The organism is Fictibacillus phosphorivorans (assembly GCF_001629705.1).
GTDB lineage: Bacteria > Bacillota > Bacilli > Bacillales > Fictibacillaceae > Fictibacillus > Fictibacillus phosphorivorans_A.
Map to the genome: position 1 here is coordinate 2,685,369 of NZ_CP015378.1, position 22,964 is coordinate 2,708,332.

At 39.3% G+C, this 22,964-nt stretch carries 25 protein-coding genes, 1 tRNA gene and 1 riboswitch; of the genes, 7 read left to right on the forward strand and 19 right to left on the reverse strand.

What is annotated here, in order from left to right; all coding sequences use genetic code 11:
• Positions 1 to 54: 54 nt before the first annotated feature.
• Complete coding sequence (locus ABE65_RS13905) at positions 55 to 2,616, reverse strand: vitamin B12-dependent ribonucleotide reductase (RefSeq protein WP_066396069.1); 2,562 nt, start codon at positions 2,614 to 2,616, stop codon at positions 55 to 57.
• A 361-nt stretch (positions 2,617 to 2,977) separates the two neighbouring features.
• Positions 2,978 to 3,814, reverse strand: a complete 837-nt coding sequence (locus tag ABE65_RS13910) for a lipoate--protein ligase family protein (protein WP_066396075.1) — start codon at positions 3,812 to 3,814, stop codon at positions 2,978 to 2,980.
• 149 nt (positions 3,815 to 3,963) lie between these two features.
• Between ABE65_RS13910 and ABE65_RS13915 the strand changes: the two genes are divergently transcribed.
• The gene (locus tag ABE65_RS13915; RefSeq protein ID WP_066396077.1) at positions 3,964 to 4,341 is read left to right on the forward strand and encodes a rhodanese-like domain-containing protein; all 378 of its coding nucleotides are present in this window, start codon (positions 3,964 to 3,966) and stop codon (positions 4,339 to 4,341) included.
• 45 nt (positions 4,342 to 4,386) lie between these two features.
• Here ABE65_RS13915 and gcvPB read toward each other — a convergent pair whose 3' ends face one another.
• Genes gcvPB through gcvT form a run of 3 tightly spaced genes read right to left on the reverse strand, consistent with a single transcriptional unit; the run spans position 4,387 to position 8,312 of the window.
• Entirely contained in the window at positions 4,387 to 5,850 is a 1,464-nt protein-coding gene (gene gcvPB, locus ABE65_RS13920) for an aminomethyl-transferring glycine dehydrogenase subunit GcvPB (RefSeq protein ID WP_066396082.1), read from the reverse strand.
• Positions 5,826 to 7,190: an aminomethyl-transferring glycine dehydrogenase subunit GcvPA gene (gene gcvPA, locus ABE65_RS13925; protein ID WP_066396085.1), complete on the reverse strand. Its 1,365-nt coding sequence runs from the start codon at positions 7,188 to 7,190 to the stop codon at positions 5,826 to 5,828. The genes gcvPB and gcvPA overlap by 25 nt, the downstream gene beginning before the upstream one ends.
• 21 nt (positions 7,191 to 7,211) lie before the next feature.
• Entirely contained in the window at positions 7,212 to 8,312 is a 1,101-nt protein-coding gene (gcvT, locus tag ABE65_RS13930; RefSeq protein WP_066396088.1) for a glycine cleavage system aminomethyltransferase GcvT, read from the reverse strand.
• A 177-nt stretch (positions 8,313 to 8,489) separates the two neighbouring features.
• Positions 8,490 to 8,575: riboswitch (glycine riboswitch) on the reverse strand.
• A 117-nt stretch (positions 8,576 to 8,692) separates the two neighbouring features.
• On the opposite strand from gcvT, the gene ABE65_RS13935 reads away from it, so the two are divergent.
• The gene (locus ABE65_RS13935) at positions 8,693 to 10,390 is read left to right on the forward strand and encodes a DEAD/DEAH box helicase (protein WP_066396091.1); all 1,698 of its coding nucleotides are present in this window, start codon (positions 8,693 to 8,695) and stop codon (positions 10,388 to 10,390) included.
• On the forward strand, positions 10,359 to 11,135 hold the full coding sequence (locus ABE65_RS13940) for a YqhG family protein (RefSeq protein WP_066396094.1): 777 nt from the start codon (positions 10,359 to 10,361) through the stop codon (positions 11,133 to 11,135). The genes ABE65_RS13935 and ABE65_RS13940 overlap by 32 nt, the downstream gene beginning before the upstream one ends.
• 46 nt (positions 11,136 to 11,181) lie before the next feature.
• Here the strand turns inward: ABE65_RS13940 and ABE65_RS13945 are convergent, their stop codons facing one another.
• Genes ABE65_RS13945 through comGA form a run of 9 tightly spaced genes read right to left on the reverse strand, consistent with a single transcriptional unit; the run spans position 11,182 to position 15,902 of the window.
• Positions 11,182 to 11,370: a YqzE family protein gene (locus ABE65_RS13945; RefSeq protein ID WP_066396097.1), complete on the reverse strand. Its 189-nt coding sequence runs from the start codon at positions 11,368 to 11,370 to the stop codon at positions 11,182 to 11,184.
• A gap of 46 nt (positions 11,371 to 11,416) precedes the next feature.
• Positions 11,417 to 11,935 carry a shikimate kinase gene (locus ABE65_RS13950; RefSeq protein ID WP_197480305.1) on the reverse strand — a complete coding sequence of 173 codons (519 nt, stop codon included), beginning with the start codon at positions 11,933 to 11,935 and terminating at the stop codon, positions 11,417 to 11,419.
• Between the two features lie 2 nt (positions 11,936 to 11,937).
• On the reverse strand, positions 11,938 to 12,312 hold the full coding sequence (locus ABE65_RS13955) for a hypothetical protein (RefSeq protein ID WP_066396103.1): 375 nt from the start codon (positions 12,310 to 12,312) through the stop codon (positions 11,938 to 11,940).
• Positions 12,305 to 12,802, reverse strand: a complete 498-nt coding sequence (locus ABE65_RS13960; protein WP_082861438.1) for a competence type IV pilus minor pilin ComGF — start codon at positions 12,800 to 12,802, stop codon at positions 12,305 to 12,307. The genes ABE65_RS13955 and ABE65_RS13960 overlap by 8 nt, the downstream gene beginning before the upstream one ends.
• On the reverse strand, positions 12,729 to 13,079 hold the full coding sequence (locus ABE65_RS22075) for a hypothetical protein (RefSeq protein ID WP_197480306.1): 351 nt from the start codon (positions 13,077 to 13,079) through the stop codon (positions 12,729 to 12,731). Before ABE65_RS22075 ends, ABE65_RS13960 begins: the two co-directional genes overlap by 74 nt.
• Positions 13,045 to 13,503, reverse strand: coding sequence for a competence type IV pilus minor pilin ComGD (comGD, locus tag ABE65_RS13970; protein ID WP_066396112.1), 459 nt, complete (start codon positions 13,501 to 13,503; stop codon positions 13,045 to 13,047). The genes ABE65_RS22075 and comGD overlap by 35 nt, the downstream gene beginning before the upstream one ends.
• A complete protein-coding gene (gene comGC, locus ABE65_RS13975) occupies positions 13,500 to 13,802 on the reverse strand; it encodes a competence type IV pilus major pilin ComGC (protein WP_066396114.1) in 303 nt (100 codons plus the stop codon). The genes comGD and comGC overlap by 4 nt, the downstream gene beginning before the upstream one ends.
• 11 nt (positions 13,803 to 13,813) lie before the next feature.
• Positions 13,814 to 14,845, reverse strand: coding sequence for a competence type IV pilus assembly protein ComGB (gene comGB, locus ABE65_RS13980; RefSeq protein WP_066396117.1), 1,032 nt, complete (start codon positions 14,843 to 14,845; stop codon positions 13,814 to 13,816).
• On the reverse strand, positions 14,796 to 15,902 hold the full coding sequence (gene comGA / locus ABE65_RS13985) for a competence type IV pilus ATPase ComGA (RefSeq protein WP_066396119.1): 1,107 nt from the start codon (positions 15,900 to 15,902) through the stop codon (positions 14,796 to 14,798). Before comGA ends, comGB begins: the two co-directional genes overlap by 50 nt.
• Before the next feature lie 124 nt (positions 15,903 to 16,026).
• Here comGA and ABE65_RS13990 point away from each other — a divergent pair.
• Positions 16,027 to 16,101, forward strand: a tRNA-Gln gene (locus tag ABE65_RS13990).
• Between the two features lie 38 nt (positions 16,102 to 16,139).
• On the opposite strand, the gene ABE65_RS13995 is transcribed toward ABE65_RS13990, so the two are convergent.
• Positions 16,140 to 16,529, reverse strand: a complete 390-nt coding sequence (locus tag ABE65_RS13995) for a Spx/MgsR family RNA polymerase-binding regulatory protein (RefSeq protein ID WP_066396122.1) — start codon at positions 16,527 to 16,529, stop codon at positions 16,140 to 16,142.
• A 185-nt stretch (positions 16,530 to 16,714) separates the two neighbouring features.
• Between ABE65_RS13995 and ABE65_RS14000 the strand changes: the two genes are divergently transcribed.
• The gene (locus ABE65_RS14000) at positions 16,715 to 16,963 is read left to right on the forward strand and encodes a DUF2626 domain-containing protein (protein ID WP_066242314.1); all 249 of its coding nucleotides are present in this window, start codon (positions 16,715 to 16,717) and stop codon (positions 16,961 to 16,963) included.
• 34 nt (positions 16,964 to 16,997) lie between these two features.
• Here ABE65_RS14000 and ABE65_RS14005 read toward each other — a convergent pair whose 3' ends face one another.
• Both ABE65_RS14005 and ABE65_RS14010 read right to left on the reverse strand, forming a co-directional pair.
• Positions 16,998 to 18,083, reverse strand: coding sequence for an SAM-dependent methyltransferase (locus ABE65_RS14005; RefSeq protein ID WP_066396123.1), 1,086 nt, complete (start codon positions 18,081 to 18,083; stop codon positions 16,998 to 17,000).
• Between the two features lie 2 nt (positions 18,084 to 18,085).
• On the reverse strand, positions 18,086 to 18,718 hold the full coding sequence (locus ABE65_RS14010) for an MBL fold metallo-hydrolase (RefSeq protein WP_066396125.1): 633 nt from the start codon (positions 18,716 to 18,718) through the stop codon (positions 18,086 to 18,088).
• 72 nt (positions 18,719 to 18,790) lie between these two features.
• Between ABE65_RS14010 and ABE65_RS14015 the strand changes: the two genes are divergently transcribed.
• Together ABE65_RS14015 and ABE65_RS14020 are read left to right on the forward strand one after the other, a co-directional pair.
• Entirely contained in the window at positions 18,791 to 19,219 is a 429-nt protein-coding gene (locus ABE65_RS14015) for a hypothetical protein (protein ID WP_066396127.1), read from the forward strand.
• A gap of 86 nt (positions 19,220 to 19,305) precedes the next feature.
• Complete coding sequence (locus tag ABE65_RS14020; protein WP_066242324.1) at positions 19,306 to 19,491, forward strand: DUF2759 domain-containing protein; 186 nt, start codon at positions 19,306 to 19,308, stop codon at positions 19,489 to 19,491.
• 85 nt (positions 19,492 to 19,576) lie between these two features.
• On the opposite strand, the gene ABE65_RS14025 is transcribed toward ABE65_RS14020, so the two are convergent.
• Positions 19,577 to 20,770, reverse strand: a complete 1,194-nt coding sequence (locus ABE65_RS14025; RefSeq protein WP_066396137.1) for a M14 family metallopeptidase — start codon at positions 20,768 to 20,770, stop codon at positions 19,577 to 19,579.
• 98 nt (positions 20,771 to 20,868) lie between these two features.
• A complete protein-coding gene (locus tag ABE65_RS14030) occupies positions 20,869 to 22,782 on the reverse strand; it encodes an LTA synthase family protein (RefSeq protein ID WP_231887808.1) in 1,914 nt (637 codons plus the stop codon).
• Positions 22,783 to 22,964: the final 182 nt, after the last annotated feature.

Genomic DNA, 22,964 nt, shown 5'->3' on the forward strand with positions numbered 1-22,964 from the left:
TAATATCGACAAAAGAAAAGGGAAGGAACTTTTCCAGTTCCTTCCCTTGCTTTCTTATAATCCGCATTTTAATTGGGCGTTACAATTCGTACACGTGTTACAGCCACCGATTTCTTTCACTTTCCCTTTTCGGCATACCGGGCAAGTGTTACCCACTTCGTTACCAATAGTTACATCTGTAGAACGAAGATCAGTAATCGTATCTAAAATAACAACTTTACTTTTTTCTTCTTCCATACCAAGATCGATCTCAGTCTGTTCAAATGTCTCTTCTGCTTTAAGTGTCAGAACTTGTGAGTCACGGCTTCCATCAACATATACCGTTCCACCTTTTGCTCCACCCTTATAAAGGCGTTCGTAAACTTTTTGAACTTGATCCACTGTGTACCCTTTAGGAGCGTTAACTGTTTTTGAGATCGAGCTATCTACCCAACGCTGGATGACACACTGCGTATCTGCATGCGCTTCTGGTGCAAGCTCCATCGCAGCAACAAACCATTCAGGCAGCTCATTTTCGTTCGCTCCAGGATTGTTGTCTAAATATTCTTTAACGATATCAGCTTTTACTTCTATAAATTTCCCAAGACGTCCACTACGGAAGTATGAGAATGAGAAGTAAGGCTCTAATCCTGTGGAAACACCAACCATGGTTCCTGTGGATCCGGTAGGAGCAACAGTCAACAAGTGAGAGTTACGAATCCCAAATTCTAAAATGTCTTCACGTACATCTTCAGGAAGCTTTTTCATATAACCCGTTTCAGTAAATCGTCTACGCAGCTCGTTAGTGGTCTCTTCTGTCTCGCCTTCTAAGAACGGGAAGCTTCCCTTTTCTTTAGCAAGTTCGATCGAAGTGCGGTAAGCCGTTACGGCAATCGTCTCAAAGATTTGGTCAACAAGCTTGTTTCCTTCTTCAGATCCGTAAACGGTCTCGCAATAGATAAGAAGGTCATGTAATCCCATAACTCCTAACCCTACACGCCGTTCCCCTAGTGCTTGGACGCGGTTTGGTTCTAAGAAATATGGTGTTGCATCGATTACGTTGTCCTGCATTCGTACGCCAACTTCAACCGTTTGTTTTAGCTTTTCAAAGTCCACCGTTTTGTTTTCTTTGTCAGCCATGTTACCAAGGTTAACTGCAGCGAGGTTGCAGACACTGTATGGTGCAAGTGGTTGTTCTCCACACGGATTCGTTGCTACGACTTTTTGACCATAAGCTGTAGCGTTCGTCATGTCATTTGCATTATCAATAAAGAAAATCCCTGGCTCAGCTGAGTAAGTTGCGCAAATGTTGATGAGGTTCCATAGTTCACGCGCTTGGATTCGTTTGTAGACGCGAATACCATAACCTTTCTCTTCCCAAACACGAACATCTCCGACTTCATGCCACTCGTTGTTGTAAGCTTCCATTTCATCAGGCGTGTAAGCCTCAACACTTGGAAAACGTAACAAATACTCAGAGTCATTTTCTACAGCTTCCATAAACTCCTTCGTGATCGTAACAGAGATATTTGCACCTGTTAAAAACTCAGAATTATGAACGCTGTACGTTCCTCCGTCTCGAAGCATAGTCTCAGCATCACGTAAAACGTCAGAGTCAAATCCGCCTGTTCCTGGAATATCCTTATAGCGAAGAATTCCTTCATACATCGCTTTTTGAGCTGGTGTCAGCGGTGTGAATTTTAATTTATCTTGTGCGACTTGTTTAATTTTCTCGTCATTTGTATTTTCAATTAAGTAACGTAAAATGCGGGGATTCTGCATTTTTGAAATAATGAAATCAATAATGTCAGGGTGCCAGTCAGCTAGCATGATCATTTGAGCTCCCCTGCGACTTCCTCCCTGTTCGACCAGATGCGTCAGCTTCGCAATATCATCCAACCAGGATACAGAACCTGATGATTTACCGTTTACGCCTCTAGCGAGTGCGTTTTTCGGTCGAAGTGTAGATCCGTTCGTTCCAACTCCGCCGCCGCGGCTCATGATCTCCATCACTTGCTTACGGTGATCCGAGATGCCTTCACGTGAATCTTTTACGTATGGCATTACATAACAGTTAAAATACGTTACATCTGTTTCTGCACCTGCTCCGTATAGAACGCGTCCAGCAGGTACAAAATTCATCTCAGAAAGTTCTTTATAAAACTTCTGGAAAGATTCTTGGCGTCTCTCTTCCGTCGTTTCTACTGATGCTAAGCCTGTTGCATTTCTTAGTGCGATCTGCTCGTAGTAAACTTCTAACGGCTTGTCCATCACATCAAGTGAACGAGTGATCAAACCAGATTCTGCTTCTTCAGGCTTCTCTAATACTGCTTTAAACTCATCTTCAACCAATACGACTGCATTTTTATCGTCCCAGTTGACAGATTGAATAAACCCGAGCCCTCTTGCTGGAAATTTTGGGTCCTCTTTTACCGTTAATACAACAAAGTCACCCGGTTTTAACGTTTTCTTTTCTGTGTCTTTAAAGCTGTATCGGTCAAGCATCACTAGCCGAGAAACACCTTTGTGTGTTGTTTTCATCGTAGAAGTTACGGGGTGCACTTGTGGAAATTGAGCTATATCACTGTTGAGAGCGTCAATGTTGATACCCTTTTTAACAGTTGCGACTGTGTCCATATTTCTCCTCCTCTATTCAAATCACATACGGATGCATATCTATATCTTGTATGTATAAGTTCTACCCTTATACTATATATACGTAAACCTCATGTCAAAGAAAAAAAATTGTCAAACTTAAAATCATGAGGATTTTACAGCAATTCCATGATTCTTGTATATTTATTATGATTTTATTGAAGAATTGGCTTTATTCTAGATTTGTATAATTTGGTAGTTTTGAAAAGCCGTACAAACACGTGGTTTTCAAAAATTCCTGCTTTTTTCCAAAAAAAATTAATATCTTGACATCTTTTTTTCTGATAATTACAGAGCAAAAATAAAAAATCGAGATCTCTTTTGAGATATCGATTTTTTTCTATTAACGTCTAAACGTCCAATCGTCGTTGCGATAGCGGGTCTCAGCTATGTGTTCGACCTCAGCCCACTGATCTTCTGTTAGTGTATAGGGTACAAGATTAACGTTCAAACCATCCTCGAAGCCTTTTTTAAAAGCAACCTTCGCGTCTTCAATTGTAACAGGAACATCTAGGAGTGCGTTCACTGCTACAGCTTTTTTCTTAAATGCAGTTTGCATTCTTTCTCGTAATCTGTCACTGGAATACTTAAAAAGATCGAACAGTTTGTCTTCATCTAAGTCTAGAAGAATAGACCCGTGTTGAAGGATAACACCCTTCTGCCTTGTTTGAGCACTTCCCGCTACTTTTCTTCCTTCTACGACTAATTCATACCATGAAGGAGCGTCAAAACAAACAGCTGATCGAGGATTCTTCAATCCCTCACGCTCTTCTTCTGTTTTCGGAACAGCAAAGTAAGCATCAAGGCCTAAACCTTGAAATCCTTCTTTAATCCCTTCTGAAATCACGCGATACGCTTCCGTAACGCTTTGTGGCATATCTTTGTGTGATTCAGATACGATGACGCTATACGTAAGTTCTTGATCATGAAGAACTCCGCGCCCACCAGTTGGACGTCTTACGAAACCTAGTCCGTATTTTTTTACGGCATCAAGGTTAATCTCTTTTTCTACTTTTTGAAAGTAGCCAATTGATAAGGTTGCTGGATTCCATCCGTAAAAGCGGATAACAGGTGGAATCTTTCCTTCACTGTGCCAAGATAACAGTGCTTCGTCCATTGCCATATTAATTGCAGGTTCGCAATTTCCAGAATCGATATAATACCAGTTTTCTTTTTCCACGTTTTTCGTCTCCCTGCCATTCATTCGTAACTAGTGTACCAAATTCGGCGAGTGTGTCAAAACAATCGCTTTAAGTCAGATTTTTCTTTTGCCTATATAGCCTTGCACAGCTATAATTGGGGTAGATTGTTTAAAGGAGTGCAAGCGTTATGGGATGGATAGTTTTAGCAGGTATTGTAGTAGCATTATTGGCGTATGTAATCGGTATGGGGCTTTATCAAAAGAGATTTCTAACTACGTTAAACGAGGAAGAGTTTAAAGCAGGATATCGAAAAGCTCAACTGATCGATGTTCGTGAGCCTGAAGAGTTTAAAAAGGGTCATATCTTAGGAGCACGTAACATTCCTCTTTCTCAAATGAGACAGAGATTAAAAGAAGTGCGCAGCGATCAGCCTGTTTATCTATATTGTGAGAGTGGGTTCAGAAGTGCTCGTGCAGCCAATTTTCTTAAAAAGAAAAAGTATGGCCAACTTCATCACCTAAATGGCGGCTTCCGCAAATGGACTGGCCGTGTAAAATCAAACTAATATGTAAAAGCAGCCCAGGAGAATTCTCCCGAGCTGCTTTTTTGTTTAAACTTGTTTTGTATATTTTAAGATTGGCTTTCTGGCAGCTGTTGCTTCATCCAGTCGTTTAACAACAGTAGTATGAGGAGCTTCTTGAACCAATTCAGGTGTCTCTTCAGCTTCCTTTGAAATCTGAATCATCTTCTCGATAAATTCATCGAGGGTTTCTTTTGATTCCGTTTCTGTCGGCTCGATCATGATCGCTTCTTCGACACTTAACGGGAAGTAGATCGTTGGCGGGTGATAGCCAAAGTCTAAGAGACGTTTTGCGATATCAAGTGTTCTCACGCCAAGTTTCTTTTGACGACGTCCTGATAATACGAACTCATGTTTACAGTGTTGTGTAAACGGAAGATCGAAATGAGGCTCAAGTCGGCGCATCATATAGTTCGCGTTTAACACGGCGTTCTCTGAAACTTGATGTAATCCGTCTGGCCCCATCGTCATGATGTACGTAAACGCACGTACATTTATACCGAAGTTACCGTAAAAAGGCTTCACGCGTCCGATTGATTGCGGGCGATCATATTCAAACTTATAAAGATCGTCCTCTTTAACGAGAACTGGTTTTGGCAAGAAAGGAATCAGGTCTGCTTTAACTCCAACTGGTCCAGATCCAGGTCCACCACCACCGTGAGGGCCAGTAAATGTTTTATGAAGATTCAAGTGAACAACGTCAAACCCCATGTCTCCAGGTCGCGCAAATCCTAATATCGCATTTGCGTTCGCTCCATCATAGTATAGCTTCCCACCAGCTTCATGGACGATCTTTGCCATTTCTAGAATATGCTCTTCAAAAAGACCAAGGGTATTCGGATTTGTAAGCATAAGCGCCGCCACATCTTGATCGACCACTCGCTTCAAATCTTCAAGATCAACGAGACCACGCTCATCAGATTTCACTGTGATCGATTCAAAACCTGCAACCGTTGCAGACGCAGGGTTCGTTCCGTGTGCTGAATCAGGAACGATTACCTTAGTACGATTGAAGTCACCATTTGCTTCATGGTAGGCACGGATCATCATAAGTCCTGTCCATTCACCATGTGCACCAGCAGCTGGTTGAAGCGTAACTTCATCCATACCTGTGATCTCAGCAAGTGATGTTTGCAAGCGGTACATCATCTCCATCGCACCTTGAACCGTCTCTTCATCTTGAAGAGGGTGGATATGTGCAAAGCCAGGGAATCGTGCGACATCTTCATTAATCTTCGGATTGTATTTCATCGTACATGAACCTAGTGGATAGAAACCAGAATCCACACCATGGTTTCGATTCGATAACGCTGTATAGTGACGAACGATCTGAAGTTCTGATACTTCAGGTAGATCCGGCTCTTCTGTACGCAAATAATCGGAAGGTATAATTGATTCTACGTTAATCTCTGGAACGTCAAGTTCAGGAATGCTGTATCCTACTCGACCTGGTTTAGACAATTCAAAAATTAATGACTGATGTTCTGTACGCATGCTAATCCCTCCAATACATTTGCAAGCTGATCGATCTCTTCTTTTGTTCTCATTTCCGTAACCGCTAAAAGCATATGGTTCTTAAGTTCTGAATACGAAAGACCCAAATCGTAACCGCCGATGATACCAGATTCTAATAATTTTGCATTTACTTCTTTAGCTGTACATTTTAACTCAATAACAAACTCGTTAAAAAAAGGTCCTGTGAAAGCTGTTTTGAATCCTTTTTCTTCAAGAACTTTTTTCGCATAGTGAGCTTTTTGTATATTTTGGTGCGCTACTTCTTTCACACCTTGTTTTCCAAGTGCCGTCATAGCAATGGAAGCTGCAAGTGCGTTAAGCGCTTGGTTTGAACAGATGTTACTAGTCGCTTTATCACGTCTTATATGCTGCTCTCTTGCTTGGAGAGTAAGAACGAATCCGCGCTTTCCGTCTTCATCAACTGTTTGACCTACTAAACGGCCGGGAACTTTACGCATTAATTTTGTTGTTACGGCAAAATATCCACAGTGTGGTCCGCCAAATCCTTGTGCGATCCCAAACGGCTGAGCATCACCTACAACGATATCCGCACCAAACTTGCCTGGAGGAGTCAGTGCACCAAGTGCTAAAGGATTCGAAGAAACTACGAACATTCCTTTAACGTTATGCACGATCTCTTCTATTTCTTTTAAAGGCTCGATCTGACCGAAGAAGTTAGGATATTGAACGATCACACAAGCTGTCTCTTCATCCACTTCAGCACGCAATGAATCCACAGATGTCAAACCGTTTTCCGTGTCTACTTCAACGACTTCAAGATGCTGTCCTTTAGCATACGTGTGCAAAACGGCACGAGATTCTGGGTGTACGGACTTTGATACAACAATTTTCTTTCTGCGCGTTTGAGCTGCTGATAATAATCCAGCCTCAGCAAGTGCTGTTCCGCCATCGTACATAGAAGAGTTTGCAACATCCATGCCTGTTAGCTCACAGATCATCGTTTGGAATTCAAAGATCGCTTGAAGTTCACCTTGAGAAATCTCAGGCTGATAAGGTGTGTAAGCTGTGTAGAACTCTGAACGAAGTAGCATATGATTAACGATCGATGGTGTGTAATGATCATAAACACCTGCTCCTAAGAACGAAGCATGATCTTTTGTATTTTTGTTTAATGCTGCTAAGCGGCCCATCTCTTTAACTAGTTGTGGTTCTGACAAAGCTTCCTCGATCTGTAAGCGTCCTTTAAATCGAACTTCTTCCGGAATATCCTGAAAAAGATCTTCTGTCGTTTCAATTCCAATCGTTTCAAGCATTTCCTTTTTGTCTTGATCAGTCATCGGCAAATAGCGGAACGTCATGGTTTCTCCCCCTTAAATGTCTTATTTTCCTCGTTTATAAAATGGTGAAGCGACTACTTTTGCTTTTAAGCGTTTTTGACGAATCTGTACTTCTACCTCTGTTCCGAGCTCCGTGAAATCCTTTTCAAGGAGAGCAAGACCCAGATTCTTCTTCAAAGTTGGCGATTGTGTTCCCGTCGTAACTTCTCCGATCTTCACATCACCTTTAAACACCTCGTAATGGGATCGCGGAATTCCTTTATCTATCATCTCGATACCAACTAGTTTACGTGGTGCGCCATTCTTCTTTTGATCAGCTAATATTTCTTTTCCAATAAAGTCTGCTTCTTTATCTGTTTTTACTGCGAATCCGATTCCTGCTTCAATCGGCGTAATTTCTTTTGTAAGTTCTTGACCGTATAGAGCAAGCTTCGCTTCAAAGCGTAACGTATCACGCGCACCAAGTCCTGCAGGAAGCAATCCATCTTCAACGCCTGCTTCAAGTACAGATCTCCATAGTTTTTCAGCATGTTCTGTCTTTAAATAGATTTCAAAACCATCTTCTCCTGTGTAACCTGTTCGGGAAACAAGAGCCGATATTCCGGCTAGTGAAACATCTTCTTTAAAACGGAAGAATCCGATCTCAGAAAGATTGGTATCCGTTAGTTTTTGTAGAATTTCTTCTGCTTTTGGTCCTTGAATCGCGAGCTGCGCATATTCAGGAGATACGTTCACAAGTTCTACACCTTCAGGCTTTTTGCTCATAAGCCATTCGAAATCTTTTTCAATATTTGAGGCATTCACAACGAGTAAGTAATCGTTTTCATCTCTTTTATAGATTAAAAGATCATCTACTGTACCACCGTTTTCATAGCACATAGCTGTATATTGCGCTTGACCGTTTTGAAGTTTCGAAACATCATTGGTCATCGTATATTGCAGAAACGATAGAGCATTCGGTCCTCTAACATCAAATTCTCCCATGTGAGAGACATCGAATAGACCCGCTTTCGTCCTGACCGCTTCGTGTTCCTCTTTAATACTTGAGAACTGAACAGGCAACTCCCAACCGCCAAAATCAATTACTTTTCCACCGTGTTCTTTGTAAGTCTCAAATAACGGTGTTCGTAACAATGTAGCCATGTGAACTCCTCCTTTTTCATACTTAAAAATTTTCGGACTTTTCTGGACAAAAAAAGGACAGAAAGACCCCTTAAAACTGGGATCCTCTGTCCTGCAACCTGTAAGTTTCTCAAGTAAACTCCCTTGAGTTTCTTCGTTGGTGGCTTTCATCTATTAAAAAAGCACTCTCCAGAGATGCGTCTAGCAAGAGTCTTTTTGCCTGAGAGTTTCACAATTGTTTGCTCCTTCGGCGCCGCTAACGCAGTCTCTCCTCTTACTTTCATTCGCGAGTATGTTATTGTCCAAGGTCGCACATACTATTACTATGTTTACTACATTATTATCCTATCATTATTACAAAAGGAATGGCAACGAACTTTTTTAAAGAAAGGAAATCCGTTATGAAAATCGACGTTCAGTTTCAGCGAGAATGGCATGATGACTTTTTAAAGCGTGTGGAAGAAGATGGACCTTGGGCCAATTGGGAATTATATAATTTAGCTCTTGAAGCAGAACACCACTTAGCAATTCCTGATTTCCTAGGCCTTCAAGCTCCAGATCACCTCCCACAGATGACTTTTTTGCCTCATCAGCTGGACGTTGCGACTACCGTTATTGAACAGATGAACGGAAAAGCAATCTTGGCAGATGAAGTAGGGCTAGGAAAAACAATCGAAGCAGGATTGATTCTAAAAGAGTACATGATACGCCGGCTCGCTAAGAAAATTTTGATCCTCGTTCCAGCTTCACTCGTCATTCAATGGACGAACGAGTTGAATCAGAAGTTCTTTATTCCGGCAATCGCTCAGAAAAAAGCGTATGTATGGGAGCAATGCGATGTAGTCGTGTCTTCCATTGATACTGCAAAACGCGCACCGCATCGAGACATCGTTCTTAATCAAGACTATGATCTTGTTATCATTGATGAGGCACACAAATTAAAGAACAAGAAGACGAAAAACTATGAATTTGTACAGTTATTAAAAAAGAAGTTCTGCTTATTATTAACGGCAACTCCGGTTCAAAACAGAGTTGAGGAGATTTTTAATCTTGTATCTCTATTAAAGCCAGGTCACCTAGGTAACCGAGAGAACTTTGACAAAGATTATAAAGAAGATAAGTATTCACTTAAAAATGAAGAAAAGCTGAAGCAGCTCGTAAATAAAGTGATGGTCCGTAATCGACGAGAAGAGACTGGTCTGAAATGGCCGAAGCGTCTTGTTCAAACCATTCCTATTACATTATCAAAAACAGAACGTGAACTTTACGATGAAATCTCTCAACTTAAAAAAGACTCTTACTTTGACCGAAGTAAATTTTCAATCGTCACCCTGCAGCGTGAAGCATGCAGTTCGCGTGAAGCTGTTTTTCTAACTTTGAAAAATATGCTCCAAAAAGATGTTTCAAACTCTTTAATGGAACAACGAGTCTTAGAGTTGATGAAAAAAATTGAACTCGTCGATCAAAATTCTAAAGCATTAAAAGCGTTAGAGCTGATTCAATCGATCGATTCCAAGGTCATCATTTTTACAGAATACCGCGCGACTCAATTGTATTTACAATGGTTTCTACAGCAGCATGGCATCTCTTCTGTACCGTTCAGAGGAGGATTCAAGCGAAGCAAAAAGGACTGGATGACTCACCTCTTTCGAACACGAGCACAAGTGTTGATCGCAACAGAAGCTGGTGGTGAAGGAATAAATCTGCAGTTCTGTCAGCATATCATCAATTATGATCTACCATGGAACCCCATGAGGATCGAGCAGCGGATCGGACGTATCCACCGCATCGGTCAGCAAGGTGACGTTCATATCTATAACTTCGCCACTCAGAATACGATTGAAGAGCACATCTTAAACTTGCTGTATAACAAGATCAATCTGTTTGAGAGTGTCATTGGGGAACTCGATGAAATCTTAACGAAATTTGAAATCAAGAACATAGAACGCCACATCGCCGACATCATGAATACTTCTGAGAGTGAGGGTGAGATCCGAGTAAAGATGGATAATCTTGCTTCTTTGATCAACCTTGATGGCGGTATCAAGCAGAAAGGGTGGGAAGAGCATGCAGCAGCACGAGATACATCGCTTTCTTGAGCGCTATTTTGACGCAAACGAATGCAGGATTCAAGAAAAAAACTTTAGTTATATGAAAGTTCAACTGACTACTGAACTAGATAAAGTTTTAATGAATCGCCCGTTCTACTGGCACTATCTCGAAAAAACGGGAGGAACCCCGAATCCGATGACGTTGACTTTAGTAACGGGGCAACAACAAGCTCCTGATGGAAAAGGTGAATTTATTCACTTTGGTTCACCACGACTTCATCAGATCTTTGGGTCGACCAAGAAGCTTGCCTCTTTCATTCGACTTTATGAATCTGTTCCACAGCAAGGAGCCCAAGTACCACTGCAACCTTGGCTTTGTTTAAATGTTAAAGTCACGTATCAGTGTGATCAAAAGAAAGATCAAGTCCTTTCATATGGGATACAACTGATCAACGGGACGATAGAAGATCAATTTCATCAACGTCTTCAAAAAATGCTTTTAACGAAGCGAATACCTGATTTTTGTTATACCCTCTCTCCTTTTATTAAGCCTCAGAGTGCGATAAAAAGATTGGAAAATAAAATACAGGAAGTCATCGATAGAGACGACCACACGTGGGCCGAGGATGCTAAAAAGAGATGGAATGAAGATCTTGAGTTATTAGAAAGTTTTTATGAAGATTCACTAACGAAACCAGAAGCCTATCACATTGAAAAAGAAGCACTTCGTACTCAATATGAACCACAGATTATTGTGGAGATCATAAATGGCGGACTATTCTATCTGGCATAAAAAATAAGAGCTGGGAACTGTATCCCGGCTCTTCCTTTTTCCAGCCTTATTTCTTTTTCTTTCTTCGGAACACTAGACCAAGTCCCATCGGAACTACCCCAAATAGATAAGTAAGTAAAGGCTCTCGCTCATTCTTTTTTGTGATACGCCTTTCCTTTCTTACTGATTTTGGCTCATCCAAATATTTAACGACTCTCTGTGTGAGAAACTTGATAACATCTGATCCTGCGGCCATTGGCAAAACTCCCTTTTAGAAGCAATCACTTTTTAGTTTTGGCCAATTATCGTATGTTTAAACGGCTTAACTCATCTAAAATTTGAGCGCATACTTCTTCAGTCGTTAATTGATCTGTGACGATCTCGATGTCACTTTGTTCATAATGTGAACTTCTTTCGTTAAAGAGTTTCTGAACTTCTTCTTTTGAAGATGTTAACAGGATCGGCCTCTTGTTTCTTTCTTCTTCTTTCATCAACCTGTTCCATAAAACTGGAAAGCTCGTCTTTAAGTAGATGACAATGCCATTGTTCTTCATGTACGTTAAGTTTTCTTCTCTTACTACAGCACCGCCCCCCGTCATCACAACAGCATGTTGTACGGGCAACTGTCGAATGGCAAGAGATTCGTAATTACGGAACGCCTCTTCCCCTTCATTTTTAAAGATCTCTTTTATGGTTTGTCCTCGATCTTTTTCAACTGTTGAATCAACATCATATGGAGGAACCTCTAAACGCTTTGAGAGCTCTCTTCCTACAGATGTTTTTCCACAACCCATGAAACCGACTAAATATATGGTGTTCAATTTTAACCCTCCACCCATTTTGCAACGCTTTTCTGGGTTACATTATAATACACTTTTACCTTTTTTGTAGACTGTCGAGTAGTAACAGCTTCTACCGAAAACATCACTTCATCACCAGATATTTTCGTGAAAACGACCTTTAATATTCCTTCACTCACGTTTACTCTACGTTCTGCCGGATAAACGGAGAGATCTTCTACCCAAATTAGAGCTCGATCTACACCTTGCTGAATCAATCGAACTTGCCTCAGTTGCTCTTCTTGCATAAAAACAAACTGTCGTTCCGATGCTACTTTTTCTGTTAGAAAACTAAAGAAGATCAAAATGATAAAGCAAAGCGATAGGATTAGTGGGTAGACCATCCCTCTCTCATTCATGATGGATCCTCCTATAACTACGACGAGCTTGTTTTCCATCCTGATCGGTCAGCGTGACATAAACATGTTGATTCTCAATTTCTTCTACTTTCATATCCTGAATATTTTGAACCCAAACTTCATGACCTAATCCGTTAACTTGTTTTCGTATCAGAGAATGATAACGTGTGAAACTGACCATTTCACCGGTAGGTAATAAAATGAATAAAGCATTGTTTCTTACCTCAACAGTCGCTGCTTCTCTTATTTCTTTGCCGATCATAGAAAAAAACAATGCTGTTTCTTCAGACTGAACAGATTGTGGTTGTTTTTGTAGATGCGTAAACAATAGGGTGATCACGAACGACGTTACGATCAACACCCCTAGAGCAATCATTGATTCTACGAGCGTGTACCCGTTATTTTTGAAGGTGACTCTAGAATGAACTCGCACAAGTTTTATACTCTTTTTGGTTAGAACCTCTGAACGATATACAAGTTTCGTATTCATCCGTCCCACCTTTTCTTGTCAAAAGCTGATACTCTATGCCGTCATCTATCCACTCCCGCTCATCTAGCATTAGCTTTGACATATTTCTGGTTCGAGCTACATGGTCTGCTTCTGTCATAGCATATAGAAGTTGTTCTGATGTTCTTTGTTCTTGATAGGAGATATAGATAAAAGGTAAACAGACTGAAAGCATACTTGAGATCAACAAAACACCGAACATTGCTTCTAACAGTAAATAGCCCTTATTGTTTTGCAACATAAAATTTACCTTTGCCAAGTTGAAACACCATCTTATACGAAGCAGTAGCAGAATGTATATAAAGAGTCCCAGCACGACTGATATTACCATTCTGATTAAATTGAACAGATAATAACATCGAATAGCTCTCAAACCAGATATGCTTTGGAAAATTCTTTTTTACAGGTTCTTTACTTCCGTTCCCTCGCACTTCGTATATATGTTTTTCATTATCAATCGATAAGTTATAGATCCGGTTTTCATTCACTGCTTTCTGCTGCATGTGAACGATGTCTTTTTGAAATGTCCGAATAAAATATTCAGTCTCCCGATTCTTTCTAAAACGATCATACGAAGGGTACGCAACAGCACTGATCGTGGCAATGATCAAAAGTACAATCATCATCTCAATCAAACTAAAGCCTGATTGTCTTTTCTTTATATTCTCTAACTCTTCGTTCACTCGTCATCGCTCACTGAAACAACTCCTTTACTATCGATCAGCAAAGGCTTTTTGTCAGGACATGTTACCGTATCAATATATCCGCCATCTTTTAGTTCTTCTATCGTAGGAAGCGTGTTTTTTTCTGCCTCATATGCTCCCACTTGTCCCTGCACAAGATCAATGGTCGCTTCACAACCTAACGATTTTACAAGACTATTGTTCTTCGTCATACTCGGCAGAGCGATAAGCATCAACACAGAGATGATCAACAGAACGATCATCATTTCAATTAATGTGAATCCTTTTTCATTTTTCATATCCTTCCTCCTTATAATGCCTCCATAAGTTTAAACATAGGCAATAACATAGAGGCAAACATTAATAATACAAACACTCCGATCCCTGCAAACAGGATGGGTTGAATTTTTTGCAGAGATGAATAGATCTTTTCTTCTAACTCCTTAAAGATCCACTCACCATAAGAAATTAACTCTCTGCCGAGTTCTCCATGCGCTAAACCAAAGCGAACAATCTCAGCTAATTCAGTTGTGAAATATGATTTTGCTAGTAAAAGTTCAGTTAGTTCGTCTCCATTTAAGAGACCTTTCTGAAGCCTCTGACTTTCCTCCTTATAAAAACCTTTGTTTAAATGTTTTTCCATAACAAGAAGAGCATCAGATAAAGATAAACCACTTTGCAGCATCGAGCCGAAATTCACACTAAAAAAGTGCGTGTTCATCAACATAAGAAATTGTTTTAAGATGGGGATTCTCATGAATAGGTCCATCTGAGTAGAAGGCTTGGCTTTCTTTCTCATAATGACCATAACGATCCATAATGTAATGCCTGAAGCGAGGAAACACCCCCCAATGAGTGGCATGATTCCTAAACAAGTTAGCATCCATGTAGTAAACAAAGGGGTTTTAACATCTAATGATGAAAATAGGATAGAAAACTGAGGAAATAAGAATTGATAAAATACGATCCCAATCCAAATAGTGAGGAATAGCAAAAAGAGAGGATATCTTATGGCTTTATTCAAACGCGCACGCCAATCCGCTTTTTTCTTCAGAAAAGTTCCATTCTCCATAAGACTTTTTGTTAAGTTGCCATTCGCACTGTTTATCGATAAAGAACTTACTATTTCATTTGGCAGTTGTAAAGGAGAAAAAATATCGATAACTGAATGACCTGAAGCTAGGATCTCAAGCATGTTATCTGCTACTTCTCGCCGTTTTTCTGGTAGCTGTGACCGGACTAGTTCAATGCTCTTATTTATGGTATAGCCTTGATCTAACAAAAAACCAAGCTTATAAAGAAATGTCCCTTGAGAAGCCCGTTTCCAGTCCCTTCTTCTCACTTTTCGTTTCTCCTCCCATCCATCTTTCGTAACTCTCTTTTGTTACATAGCCTGCTGCAAAGGCATGGTTAAAGTAAAATGAGAGATTCTTGTAAGCATGCTTGTTAGAATCCACTTTACTTAAAAAATCTAATAATTCTTGATTACAAAGCATCTCATAGATACCTGCTCTTCTATACGTTCTAAACTTAAAACAAAAATCGACACAATCATCTCCGCAAAAAGGACATGGAATGGAGATCAGACGCTGAGATACAATGCTCATCAATGTTTGTTGCAGTTCTGTTTCTTGAATGCCAAATTCTCGGAGACGTTCGATACATCCGATACAATCTGCAGCATGCATTGTAGATAATACAAGGTGCCCAGTCAATGACGCTCGAATAACGAGCCTAGCTGTTGATTCGTCTCTGATCTCACCAATCATGATCACATCGGGATCATGTCGCAAAAGTGATTTAAAACCCTCGCCGTATGTCAGACCTGCCTTTTCATTGATCTCCATCTGCAGAAAGGAGTCTACTTTACGTTCTACGGGATCTTCCAATGTGACGACTTGTCGTTTATAGTTTTTTTGCAGGTGATGAAGCAGAGAGTATAAGATGGTCGTTTTTCCCGAACCGGTGGGACCCGAGAACAACAAGAGACCACTGGATCGTTTAATAAGGGATAAAAGTTTCTGGAACATGTGAGGAAATAGGGATAGTTCATGAAGAGTTAATGTTTCTTGCTGAGGAAGTAATCGAATAACGAGTGATTCATTAAAGGCGGATGGTATGGATGAAAAACGAAGATGTACATTCACATTATTGATCATAACGTCCATTGAACCGCTCTGAGGCTTTCGATGTTCACCGATGTCCATTCTTGCGGAATATTTAAAATGAGCCAGCACCCTAATGTACTCTTCTTGAGAAAGAGTTCGGTGTTCAATCAACCGATCATCTATACGAAATTGAACGATTCCCCCTTTTTTTATTGGTATAAAATGAATGTCTGATGCTTTCTGGACTGAAGCCTCATGAAGGATTGAATTGCCTAACAACTTAATCGGCAAGAACTATCATCTCCCTTTTAATTTGATTGTTTAATCATTTCTCTCATAAAACGACAATTCCTGCCTTTTTTCGAAAAAGGTATGTATATAAATTTCGACAGAGCTCATACTAGTATTGTTGCATTGGGCTATAGCCAAGCGGTAAGGCAACGGACTTTGACTCCGTCATGCGTTGGTTCGAATCCAGCTAGCCCAGCCAAAAAAAATAACACTCTTTAGAAGTAAAGAGTGCTATGTTCAGGACACATGACTAGAAATGTGTTCTTTTTCTTTTGTTGCGCATAATTTTTTCATATCACCTGGACTATAACCCGCTATGAGCTGTTTACCGTCTGTCACTAATGGACGTTTCAACAATTTCGGGTTTTTAGTCAACAACTCTAATAGCTCGTTCGTAGAAAGATCATAGATATCTACATCAAGGGACTTGAATGACTGACTTCTTTTAGCTAAGATATCTTCTGTTCCATACTTTGTTAGTTTCAATAATTCTCTAAGTTCTTCAACTGATGGCGTTTCTTTGAATAGGTGTCTTTCATCAAATGATACTTTATTTTGCTTAAGCCACATTTTTGCCTTACGACATGAAGTGCAGCTTGGGTATGTGTAAAATGTTATAGAACTCATAAGACTCACTCCTTTTGGTTTACATTACCTTTAAAAGAGGCATAATAAACCAAAAAACAGCTAATAATCATGAATTATCTTTTAATTGTGTATTTATCCGCTTACAATTGGCATTTACAAGTGAGTGGAAACTCATATATAATACTAAAGGATACAAGTATTGGCGAAAAAAGGAGGGGATACATATGTCAAGAATGTATAAGGTTTTAGGCTTTTGGACTGGAATCATCGGAGTCATGGCATATCTAGGTGATATGCAAGACATGGCATTATTGTTCTTAGGACAAACGATCATGTTCGTTTCTTTAGGGTATTTGAACTTATCTGAGCGTATGTATATTTATATCTTTGGTGCTTATTTAACTGTTTTCTTTGTTGGTTTTACATACTGGTCAACGTTTATGATGACTCCTGGCGCTGGTGGAGGACATTAATACGTTCTCCAAAGCATCACAAAAAAGCAGGCCGTTACAATACGGTCTGCTTTTTTTGTTGTATCACTTGAAATCCTTGCGCTAAACTGTGATCGAGTAGAAATGAACGAATGGCTCGGTTTCTTTTATGTTCTTTCGAGAACGGATCGAGGCTCTGCGTATTCTGTAACCATGATAATAGTCCTTCTTCTAATAAGAAATCTCCTTGATTCTTTACGAGAATTGTAGAAACATTCGAATCCTCTGCTACTCTTATCACTTGTTCCCAATCAATGTGGTATGTAATATCCATCATCCCGGGAAATGCTAATGGGTTATTTTGTATTTGATGACGATAATAGCCTCTAATACTTCCTTCTTTTAAACGTATCGTGTTCCACTCTTCGCCACTTAATCCGTAATCGACAAAAAATAAGCAAGAGTCTTTTTGAATCCATTCATAAATGGTTTTTAGCCAATTAAGCATGGAAAAGGACACTTCAAGATCATTTGTTTTATCTCTAGAAAGAAAAATTTCATCTAACTTCTTATGTAAAGATGTATTTTCTACCTTCTTATAAAGAAAACAAAGATCTTCAGTCTTTTTTTGAAAAGAGACTCCTTTTTCATACCATCCATCATTTTTTTGTTGAAAAATGCGAAGGGGAAACGCATCAAGTACTTCATTTGCAAAGACAATTCCCTTGAATGATGGGTACTGCTCTACGAGCTCATCCAATGAACCTAAAATGCTAATAGGATACCCAGCCAACTTTGCTTCTAATAAACGTTTGTGATAAGGACTGGGTTCTACAATGACATATGAGATATATTCGACCGATCGCGAAGACCATCTCTTCAAAACTTGAAGAGCAAAATGACCGCTTCCTCCTCCAAACTCCACGACGATAGGTTCAAGATCTTGATCTACTATCTTCCTAATAAACAAGTCAGCCCAAACATTAGCAAACACATCTGATACGAGGCTAGACGTGTAAAAATCGCCATTTTTCCCGATCTTTGTGTTCTCTTTCATGTAATAGCCTTCTAGCGGATGATACAGGGCATGTTCCATGTATTCTTCCATCGTTAACCATTCACTTTGTTCCAATTTTTTTTGCAGCAAACTGGGTTTGAGCACGATTAGAACCCGCTTAAGAATGGATTGCTATCCATCTCCATTCCAATCGTTGTTTCTGGCCCATGACCTGATAACACCATCGTTTCTTCTGGTAGATGAAGTAGCTTTTCATGAATGCTATTGATCAATACATCTTGATCCCCACCATGTAGATCCGTTCTTCCAATGCTCCCTGCAAATAATGCATCACCTGAAAAAACTGCTCCACTACTTTTCAAGTAATAAGAGACACTACCAGGAGAATGGCCAGGAGTTGTTAACACCTCAAATGAAAAATTGCCGATCTTTAAAGTATTATCTGTATTCGTTAAAATATGAGTTGCTGGCTTCGCCGTAATGCTTTGTCCAAAATATTTTGATCCATTCTTTTTTGTATCACTGAGCCAATCCGCTTCTTTTTTATGTATATACAACGGAATGTTATATCTTTCACGCACATCATCTACAGCTCCGATATGATCGAAATGAGCATGCGTTAATAAAATTGCTAAAGGTTTCACTTTTAATGACTCTATCGTTTGTATGATCCTTTTCCCCTCACTGCCTGGATCGATGACTACAGCTTCATTAAGATTATTGTAGATAATATATGTATTCTCTTGTACAGGTCCAACCGTTAACTTTTTCCATTTCATATTATTTACCTCCAATTGCATGTTATTACTTTCTATCTTACACTAAAAACATCAACATTTCGGAGGAAACAAATGAAAGTATTTTTCGGTTTCGAAAATATGGAAATGCCCACCCCAATCTGTGGTGTGCATGATCAACAAGAAGATCTGATTATCACACCTAACCGTGAAAAATTTTTAGAAGCCATCCCCCTACTTTCCATCCAACCTTTAAGAAAGACTCTTTTATTTGAGGATTATGGATTTACATCCGACTCAGATCAAACGTATCTTTACCTTGATATGATATGTGTCTTCTATATCAAGGAAGGAAAAGAGCAAGAAAAAAATATGTTTTTACTTCAAACAGAAGAAGAATTAATTGCTGAAATTATAGAGAATGAGCAACGTTATTTGGTAGTTGGAAACCAGCATAGATCTCTTGTTAAAAAGTGGGCTTCTGCCTATAAACTAACAATTGAGTTCATTTTGTTCCAATGTGTACTCGACAAACCCGAATAAAACAAGTAAAATAATACAAGGTTGTACCTGTGTGAAAGCGTTATACATAGGATTGGTATTACTCCAGAGCAAGGGGGCACAGAATAATGGGATTAGCCATTATATTCGGCTTAGTAGCTATTTTAGCTGCATTGGGATTATTGCGTTCGTTAAAAATTAAAAATTTAATGGCAGCAGGTTTTGCCTTTTTAACGTTTGCAGTTTTTGGCTGGTTTACAGTCATGACTGTTCTTGACGTTTTAGTAGGCAGCGGCGGCTCTACAGGCCATTAAAAAAGCTCAAAAAACCATCAGAATTTTGTTTCTGATGGTTTTTTCTTTCTTTAGAACAAACTAGCCAGTTAGGTGGACTTACCCATTACATATATAGAGCCGCTAACAGAATTCCTCTTGTATCTTCATAGATCGTATCGAACTGTTTTATTGGAAGCGGGTTAACCCCTATTCCTAGCTCGATCGTGAATCCTGGTTTTCTGAATTCTTGAATGAACCAATCTTTGTAGCCTGCATAACTATCCACATACCTGATCGCTTTATATCCGCTCACCCTCTCAAATTCATCAGCGATCTTACCTGATATCGGCATAGGTTCTTCTCCTTCAAAACCCCAATATAATTCTTTTCCTTGTGTATGAAGAGCTACTACTCGGTCAAACTGGTTTCTTTCGGTAAGCTCTGCCATCACTTTTGCTTCAGGTTCGCTTAACGGAGCCGTACCCGGGTAATCTCTAGGAGCAGGAGATGTTGGTTTTCTCACTTGTTCAAGCTCCCACCTTGCTGGAAATTGATTATTAAGATCTACACCTCGAATATTCGCTTTCCACCCTGAAAAATCTTTGCTTCTTTTATTTAATTTTAATACGTGCTCTTTCCATTCCGAATTCTCAGGAGGACCATTCAAAACGAGATCGACTCCATCTGGATCAACCATAGGTACGGCATAAAGTGTAGTATCTCTATACAAGTCCAACGCTTTATACCCGTTCAAAATTTTATCACTAGATAACGCGGAAGCATATTCATTAATAAACTTCATTAAGACACCTGACGTGATCCATTCGTTACCATGAAACGCTCCGTTAATATGAACTTTCTTTTTTCCATTTCCTATCACCAGCATATCTATAGGTTTTTCGAGAACAGATTTACCGATCTGCTGTCTTTTTATGAATGGAAACACATGAAGAAGTTTATCTATATCGTGATTGAGAGCAGCTGTATCGTACTTCCTCTGACATTTTATTGAAGGATAAGGCAACATTCTTGGAATATTGATTATGTCCTTCGTAAATATTTCTTTTGGCTTCACAGTAGGATTAACTAAATATAGCGCATCAAGAGGTAGATCGAATTTATCTGCTATAGAGAAAAAGGTGTCACCATTTTTGATCTTGTATTTTTCTAACGACATTCCGGGGACTTCAACGCTCTCCCCTGCAAGCATGTTCGCTGCTGTTACATTAGGATTTGAGTCCTTAATCAACACGTAAGGGATAGATAATAAACGTGAGTAATACCAGAACGAATCGCCGTTACGCATGACAATTTCCAAACAGAGCCCTCCCTTTAACCTTCCTCTTAAAGATGTATGTTTGCACAAAGCAGTTATGCAAAAAAAAGCACTCAACCGAAGTTGAGTGCTTTGTGATCTTACTGTTTTTGTTTTTCTTCTTGCTTAACAGCTTTATCTTTTGCTTTATCTTTATCGTAGAATCTTAATAAGTCACCATAAATAATTCTGTCAGACATATCGAGCTCAGTCTTAGCGCGTTCACTATATGGCTCACAAGCATTGTTTTCACCTTCAACAGGTTTACCCGTTGCTTTGTCATAACACTTGCCATCTGTGAACACATTGTCTTTTGTGATATAAGAATTATCACGAAGGACAGCGAAATCTTCTCTGTCTTTTGAAAACAAGTCAGAGCCAAGCTGAATGTCACCCTTCGTATCAATACCTAATAAGTGAAGAATGGTTGGTTTCAAGTCGATCTGTCCACCAACTGTTTCCATCGTCTTGCCTTTTTCACCTGGCATGTGAATGATCAAAGGTACTTTTTGCAATTGAGTAGATTCAAAAGGTGTGATCTCTTTTCCTAAGAATTGACCCATGGCATCGTTATGGTTTTCAGAAATACCATAATGGTCACCATACATGATAAAGATTGAATCTTCATATAGACCAGCTTCTTTAACATCTGCGAAAAACTCTTTTAATGCTTCGTCTGTATAACGAACAGTTGTAAAGTAACGATTCACGGTTCCATCGCTCGATGTCCACTCTGGAATCATTTCATCTTCCTCTTCTAAAGTGAACGGAAAGTGGTTCGTTAACGTAATATATTTCGTATAGAACGGCTTGTTCATCGCTTGCATCTCTTTAAGATGTGGAATGGATTGTTTAAAGAAATCTTTATCCTTTAAGCCCCATCCGATCGAATTCTCAGGTGTTACCTCGAAATCTTTTAATGAGTAATAACGGTCGTAACCAAAATTATCATACATGATATCACGGTTCCAGAAACTTTTGTTGTTCGCATGCTGTACGGATGAATAGTAACCTTGCTCTTTCAAAATTTCTGGTGTTGCATTGTATTGGTTCTGTGAATGAGTAAAGAAAACCGCTCCACTAGGAAGTGGGTATAATGAATTATCTAATAAGAACTCTGAATCCGACGTTTTACCTTGCCCTGTTTGGTGATAAAAGTTAGGGAAGTAATAACTGTCTTTGATCAGATCATTCATAAACGGTGTGATCTCTTTTCCGTTTACAGACTCGTTAATTACAAAGTTCTGTGTGGATTCGACTGAAATAACGAAAACATTTTTACCTTTCGCTTTCCCGAACATTTCAGGATTAGGTTCTTTATAGTTTGCACGTGAATAGTTCTCAATATCTGTAATCTCACTTCCATCGGCAAATGCACGCTGTGCTTTTGCTTTGGATTGAATGATGGAATCATAAATGTGATAATTGTATGAACCGATGTTTTTTATCAACATCTCACGGTCAAAAGTACGAGTTAATAATTGTGGTCTTTCAGTTTCTGCGATACCAACATTAACGATGAATAGAACAATGGCAGCAGCAAAAGTAATCGTGATCTGCTTGCGTGAAGCACGTGCAGGTCGGTAATCAGCTCGTCTCATGAAATAAGCTAAAATAACGATGTCAATGAATACTAATAAATCAGTAGGTTGAATCAATTCAAATACACTATTACCTAAGTCTCCCATGTTGCTTGTTTGAAACAAGACAGGAATGGTAATAAAGTCATTAAAGAAACGATAGAAAACCATATTAGCATACATAACAAAACTCATGATGGCACTGACTGCCACGATCATTCTTCTATGCGTTCTTCCTTTAAAGTAAAGTGTAATACCTAAGAAAAGAACAATAGAACTGATCGGGTTGATAAACAGAATCAACTCTTGAACTTTGTTGTCCATCGGCAGTTCAAATGCAGTTTTATAAATGATAAATGTCTTAATCCATAATAAAGCAATTGCTATAAAGAAAAATCTATATTCAGCAAAAGCTTGTTTCATTTTTTCTTTCATATGTTCTCTGACCTCCTCAATCAAAAAGAACTCTCATTTTCATTTTCACCTTATAACTAGTCTCTCTTTGCATCCGGGTAAGCATTGAATAAGATTGTAAATTCATCTTTTACATATTTACAAAACCTTAACCAAAGGATTACATAAAGAGTATATTAAATGGTTTCAAACAAGAATTCAAT